Origin of the sequence: Herminiimonas sp., assembly GCF_030645555.1 — a bacterium.
Classification (GTDB): Bacteria; Pseudomonadota; Gammaproteobacteria; order Burkholderiales; family Burkholderiaceae_D; genus Oxalicibacterium.
In genome coordinates, this window is sequence record NZ_JAUSME010000280.1 from 1 (window position 1) to 6399 (window position 6399).

Annotated in this window: 6 protein-coding genes; 5 read left to right on the forward strand and 1 reads right to left on the reverse strand. The window is 58.6% G+C overall.

Annotation, left to right across the window (positions count from 1 at the left end):
* The 5 genes from alaS to Q7T06_RS10760 form a co-directional block, all read left to right on the forward strand.
* Window positions 1-1714: alanine--tRNA ligase (gene alaS / locus Q7T06_RS10740; protein WP_304784474.1), on the forward strand; the 1714-nt coding region annotated here is incomplete at its 5' end.
* Window positions 1715-1899: 185 nt separating this feature from the next.
* On the forward strand, window positions 1900-2127 hold the full coding sequence (locus Q7T06_RS10745; protein WP_304784476.1) for a sulfurtransferase TusA family protein: 228 nt from the start codon (window positions 1900-1902) through the stop codon (window positions 2125-2127).
* Window positions 2128-2373: 246 nt separating this feature from the next.
* Window positions 2374-3123 (forward strand): electron transfer flavoprotein subunit beta/FixA family protein, encoded by a 750-nt coding sequence (locus Q7T06_RS10750; RefSeq protein ID WP_304784478.1) that lies wholly within the window; start codon window positions 2374-2376, stop codon window positions 3121-3123.
* 81 nt (window positions 3124-3204) lie between these two features.
* Window positions 3205-4134: an electron transfer flavoprotein subunit alpha/FixB family protein gene (locus Q7T06_RS10755; protein ID WP_304784481.1), complete on the forward strand. Its 930-nt coding sequence runs from the start codon at window positions 3205-3207 to the stop codon at window positions 4132-4134.
* A gap of 142 nt (window positions 4135-4276) precedes the next feature.
* Window positions 4277-6067 carry an acyl-CoA dehydrogenase gene (locus tag Q7T06_RS10760; protein WP_304784483.1) on the forward strand — a complete coding sequence of 597 codons (1791 nt, stop codon included), beginning with the start codon at window positions 4277-4279 and terminating at the stop codon, window positions 6065-6067.
* A gap of 26 nt (window positions 6068-6093) precedes the next feature.
* Here Q7T06_RS10760 and Q7T06_RS10765 read toward each other — a convergent pair.
* Window positions 6094-6399: hypothetical protein (locus Q7T06_RS10765; protein WP_304784485.1), on the reverse strand; the 306-nt coding region annotated here is incomplete at its 5' end.

A 6399-nucleotide genomic window follows, 5' to 3' on the forward strand; every position in this document is an offset into this window, starting at 1 on the left:
CGAAGGTCGCGGCTATGTACAACGTCGCATCATCCGCCGCGCGATTCGCCACGGCTACAAGCTGGGCCAGAAAAAACCTTTCTTCCACAAGCTGGTGCAAGATCTGGTCGAGCAAATGGGCGAGGCTTATCCGAAGCTGCAAGCCGATGCACAACGTATTACCGAAGTACTGAAAGCTGAAGAAGAACGCTTCTTTGAAACGCTGGCCAACGGCATGGAAATCCTCGACTCGGCACTGGCTGGCGGCGTCAAGGTATTGCCGGGCGAAGTCGCATTCAAATTGCATGACACCTTCGGCTTCCCGCTCGATCTGTCGGCGGACGTTTGCCGTGAAAACGGCGTCAGCGTCGACGAGGCAGGTTTCGCCGCCGCGATGGAAAAACAAAAAGCAGCAGGCCGCGCCGCAGGCAAGTTCAAGATGGAACGCGCAGTTGAATACACAGGCGCAGGCAATGTATTTACCGGTTACGAAAATCAGGAAGAAGACGCAACCGTGGTTGGCTTGTACTTCGAAGGCACGGCTGTCAATGAATTGAAAGAAGGCCAGGCCGGCATCGTCGTACTCGACAACACACCGTTCTACGCAGAAAGCGGCGGCCAGGTTGGCGATCAGGGTTGTGTCGCGGCAGAGGGCGTGCAGTTCGGCGTGGAAGATACGCAAAAAATCAAGGCCGATGTCTACGGTCACCACGGCGTGCAGGCACAAGGCACCTTGAAAGTTGGCGACAAGGTGAAAGCAGTAGTGGATGGCGCACGTCGTGCGTCCACGATGCGCAATCACTCGGTCACCCACATCATGCACAAGGCTTTGCGCGAAGTGCTGGGCGGCCATGTGCAGCAAAAAGGTTCGCTGGTCGATGCCGATAAAACCCGTTTCGACTTTGCGCACAATGCACCGGTCACACACGAACAGATACTGGAAATCGAAAGACGCGTGAATGAGGAAATCCTCGCGAACTCGGATACACAGGCGCGTGTGATGGATATCGAATCGGCGCAAAAAACCGGCGCGATGATGCTGTTTGGCGAGAAATACGGCGAAACCGTGCGCGTGCTCGACATCGGTTCCAGCCGCGAATTGTGCGGCGGCACCCACGTCACCCGCACCGGCGATATCGGTTTGTTCAAGGTCATAGGCGAAAGCGGTGTGGCTGCCGGCGTGCGTCGTATCGAAGCGATTACCGGCGCGCATGCACTGAGCTATTTGCAAGACCTGGAAGCGACCGTGCACAGCGTGGCTGCGACCTTGAAAGCACCGGCGGCAGAATTGCAGCCGCGCCTGGCGCAAGTACTCGATCAGGTCAAATTGCTGGAGCGCGAACTGGCTGCAGTCAAGGCCAGGATGGCCGCCAGCCAGGGCGATGAAATGCTCACGCAGGCAGTCGATGTCAAAGGCATCAAGGTGCTGGCTGCGGTGCTGGAAGGTGCCGATGTGGCGACCTTGCGCGCCACGATGGACAAGCTGAAAGACAAGCTGAAAACCGCTGCCATCGTGCTGGCTGCGGTCAATGACGGCAAGGTCAGCCTGATCGCCGGCGTGACAGCCGATAGCGTTGGCAAGATCAAAGCGGGCGATCTGGTCAACTTTGTCGCGCAACAGGTAGGCGGCAAGGGCGGCGGAAAGCCTGATATGGCGCAAGCCGGCGGTACCGACCCTAGCGGTTTGCCGGCAGCGCTGAAGGGCGTTGCAGCTTGGGTCGGCGAACGCGTCTGAGCGTCATGAACGGGTAGTACCAGCGGCAGTGAGCGCATGGCGACACTGCCGTTTTCATTTGCCGGCTGCATGCTGACAGAGCGCTGTCAATCCGTAATAGGGCGTATGCGGCAAAGCATCATGCGCCGGCGTTTGGGAGTAGAATCGCCCGAATTACTTAACAGTACAGATGTGAGAGAAATTCCATGGAATTTACCAAGGACCTCGATGCACGGGGTTTGAACTGTCCCTTGCCTATCTTGAAGACGAAGAAGGCATTGGCGGAAATGACGACCGGCCAGGTGTTGCGCGTGCAGGCGACTGATCCCGGCTCGGTGCGCGATTTCCAGGCATTTGCGAAACAGACCGGCAACGATTTGCTGGAGCAAAGCCAGGACGGCGATGTGCTTACCTTCTACATGAAGCGCAAATAAGACTGCGCCCGCAGGTGTAAATAGCCTTTTTGCTGGTGCCGCCACGCACTGTCGCGGCGCGATATCCTTCCAGTTACGCTCCTGTTTCGCCTGCCGCCACGTGCGGTTTTTTTGTTGTTTGCACGGCTGCAAGCGGCAAGCGGGGGCCAGGGGCCAGGCGCGCGGCGCTCAGGCTGGCTGTCACTTGCGTTTATAATCGTCCCCAATTTGTATTTATGTCATTCTGATTTTTTCAAAGGCAGAGCTATGAAAGTGTTGGTTCCAGTCAAGCGTGTGGTCGATTACAACGTCAAGGTACGTGTCAAATCGGATCAATCCGGCGTCGATATCGCAAACGTCAAAATGTCGATGAACCCTTTCGATGAAATCGCGGTGGAAGAGGCGACGCGCCTGAAGGAAGCCGGCAAGGTCAGCGAAATCATTGCCGTCTCATGCGGCGTGCTGCAATCGCAGGAAACCCTGCGCACCGCGATGGCCATAGGCGCCGACCGCGCGATCCTGGTGGAAACCGATGTCGAGCTGCAGCCATTGGCCGTGGCCAAGCTGTTGAAGGCAATCGCCGACAAGGAACAGCCGCAACTGATCATTCTGGGTAAACAGGCGATCGATGACGACGCCAACCAGACCGGCCAGATGCTGGCAGCCTTGCTGGACTGGCCGCAGGCGACGTATGCATCGAAAGTGGAAATCGATGGCGACAAGGTCAAGGTCACGCGTGAAGTCGATGGCGGCATGGAAATCGTGGCGCTGACGCTGCCTGCCATCATCACCACCGACCTGCGCCTGAACGAGCCGCGTTATGTGACGCTGCCTAACATCATGAAGGCGAAGAAAAAAACGCTGGATAACATCAAGCCGGAAGATCTGGGCGTCGATGTCACGCCGCGCCTGAAAACGCTGAAAGTGTCGGAACCGGCCAAGCGCTCCGCCGGCATCATCGTGCCGGATGTCGCCACGCTGGTTGAAAAACTCCGCAACGAAGCCAAAGTCATTTAATCAGCGCGGCAGCCGCAAGCGCATCGCCCAACAGCATTGCGCCGCTGCCGCCGACCATGATCACATCACAGGAAAATCATCATGACCGCACTTGTCATTGCCGAACACGATAACGCTACTTTAAAAGGCAGCACCCTGAACACGATTACTGCCGCGATTCAATGCGGTGGCGATGTGCACGTCTTGATCGCCGGCCATCAAGCCGATGCTGCAGCACAAGCCGCAGCAAAAATCGCTGGCGTTGCCAAGGTACTGGTAGCCGACGGCGCGCAGTTTGCCGACGGACTGGCGGAAAACATTGCGGCACAGGCGCTGGCGCTGGCTGCCAATTATTCGCACATCCTGGCCCCGGCCACGGCTTACGGCAAAAACATCCTGCCGCGCGTGGCTGCCAAACTCGACGTGGCGCAGATTTCCGAAATCACCAAGGTTGTTTCAGCAGATACCTTCGAGCGTCCTTTCTATGCCGGTAACGCGATCGCGACCGTGCAGTCGTCCGATGCGATCAAGGTCATCACGGTGCGCACGACGACCTTCGATGCGGCCGCTGCAGGTGGCTCGGCCACCATTGAAAACGTGACGGCGGTTGCCGACTCGGGCAAATCATCGTTCGTCTCGCGCGAGCTGGCCACGTCGGCGCGTCCTGAACTGACGGCAGCGAAGATCGTCGTCTCCGGCGGTCGCGGCATGGGTTCGGAAGAAAGCTTCAAGATACTCGAACCGCTGGCCGACAAGCTGGGCGCAGCGATGGGTGCATCGCGTGCAGCAGTGGACGCCGGTTACGTTCCTAACGATTGGCAAGTCGGCCAGACCGGCAAGATCGTCGCCCCGGATTTGTATATTGCAGTCGGTATCTCCGGCGCGATCCAGCATCTGGCCGGCATGAAGGATTCCAAAGTGATCGTTGCGATCAACAAGGATCCGGAAGCGCCTATCTTCTCGGTAGCCGATTACGGCATCGTCGGCGATCTGTTCGAGATCGTGCCCAAGCTGGTGGCGGAACTGGGTTAAAAAGAAACACATGCAGACGGTGATACTGCCGTTTGTGTAAGAAGTGGGCAGGACGGGCAGGCAGGTTGTGGTGTGAGCGGGTTTTTTTCTGGCACACTGCAATTTACCTGATCGTCCTGCCCATTTTCTTTAGGAGCTTTGCATGAGTTACACCGCACCGTTGAAAGACATGCTGTTCGTGATGAACGAACTGGCGGGTCTGGCTGCCATCAATGCCTTGCCGGGCTGCGAAGAGGCGACGCCGGAAACGGTAGAAGCGGTGCTGGAAGAAAATGCGCGCTTTTGCAGCGCCGTGATTGCGCCGCTCAATCAGGCTGGCGACCGGCACCCGAGCGCGTGGAAGGATGGCGTAGTCACCACCACGCCCGGCTTCAAGGAAGCATTCAAGGCTTACGGTGCCGCGGGCTGGCAAGGCGTGCAGCATCCGGTGCATTTTGGCGGCCAGGGTTTGCCCAAGCTGGTAGCCACGCCATGCATGGAAATGCTGAATGCGGCCAATCTCTCCTTCGCGCTGTGTCCGCTGCTGACTGATGGCGCGATCGAAGCCTTGATGACGGCAGGCTCGGATGCGCAGAAGGAAACCTTCCTGCCCAATTTCATTGCCGGCAAATGGACCGGCACGATGAACCTGACTGAGCCGCAGGCCGGCTCCGATCTGGCGATGGTGCGCTCGCGCGCGGTGCCGCAGGGCGACGGCACGTATAAAATTTCCGGCACCAAGATATTCATCACTTACGGCGAGCACGATATGGCGGAGAACATCATCCACCTGGTGCTGGCACGCACGCCCGATGCGCCTGAGGGGGTGAAGGGGATTTCGCTGTTCGTGGTGCCGAAGTTCCTGGTCAATGCAGATGGTTCGCTGGGCGCGCGCAACGATGCTTACTGCGTCTCGATAGAACACAAGCTGGGCATCAAGGCCAGCCCGACTGCGGTCTTGCAGTTCGGCGATCACGGCGGCGCGACAGGCACGCTGGTCGGTACAGAAAATCGCGGCCTCGAAACCATGTTCATCATGATGAATGCGGCGCGCTTTGCGGTCGGCATGCAGGGCATCGCGGTGGCCGAGCGCGCCTATCAAAAAGCGGTGGCGTATGCGAAGGATAGAGTGCAGTCGAAAGACCTGGACGGTTCGGCTGCTGCAGTGTCTATCATCCATCAACCCGATGTGCGGCGCATGCTGATGTCTATGCGCGCGCAGATAGAAGCAGCGCGTGCGCTGGCCTATGTGGGTGCGGCTGCATTCGATATCGCACACCATCACGCCGAGGCAGAAGTGCGCAGCGCGAATCAGGCCTTTTATGAATTCCTGGTGCCCGTCATCAAGGGCTGGGCGACCGAGATGGCGATCGATGTGGCGTCCACCGGTTTGCAGATCCATGGCGGCATGGGCTACATAGAAGAAACCGGCGCCGCGCAATACTATCGCGACGCGCGCATCCTGACGATCTACGAAGGCACGACGGCGATCCAGGCCAACGACCTGGTCGGGCGCAAGACGGTGCGCGATGGCGGCGCGGTGGCTATCGAAATAATAGGCCGCGTGCGCGCCACGGCAGATGAGCTGGCGGCGACTTCATCCGCCGACCTGCAGGCGATCAGCCATCATCTGGCGGCGGCCACTACTGCGCTGGAAGACGTCGTTGCCTATGTGATAGCGAACATTCAATCCGATATCAAGGGTGTGTTTGCCGGCAGCGTGCCGTATCTGAAGCTGGCCGGCATCGTGCTCGGCGGCTGGCAAATGGCGCGCGCGGCCCTGATTGCGCAACACAAGTGCGATGCGGCGCAAGGCGATGCCAGCTTTTATCAAGCGAAGATAGTGACTGCGCGTTTCTTTGCCGATCATTATTTATCGCAGGCGGGCGGATACCGCACGGCGATTGTTACCGGCAGCAGTGGCGTGCTGGCGCTGGATGAAGATCAATTCTGATTTTGTGGCAGCACGACAAAAACAGCTTAACGCAGGCGTCCTATATAGCCGCGATCGACCGCATCCTCTGCCTCATGTCCTGTGACCGGTGCCGTTGTTGCGGGTGCCGGAGGTGCTGATGCTGGCGCTGCGGGCTCGGTCAGGCGCGCCAGCAAGGGCGGCTTGGGCTCGGCGCGCACGAACAAGCCTTCCTCGCCAAAAAAAACCTCCTGCAGTTTCACGCCTATTTCCTGCAAATCCTCATTGGGCGACAGGGACGCCATCTTCAGCAGATAGCGGCAGTAAGCGGGGTCGATGCGCATGTATTCGATATCGGTCACGCGCCCGGTCTG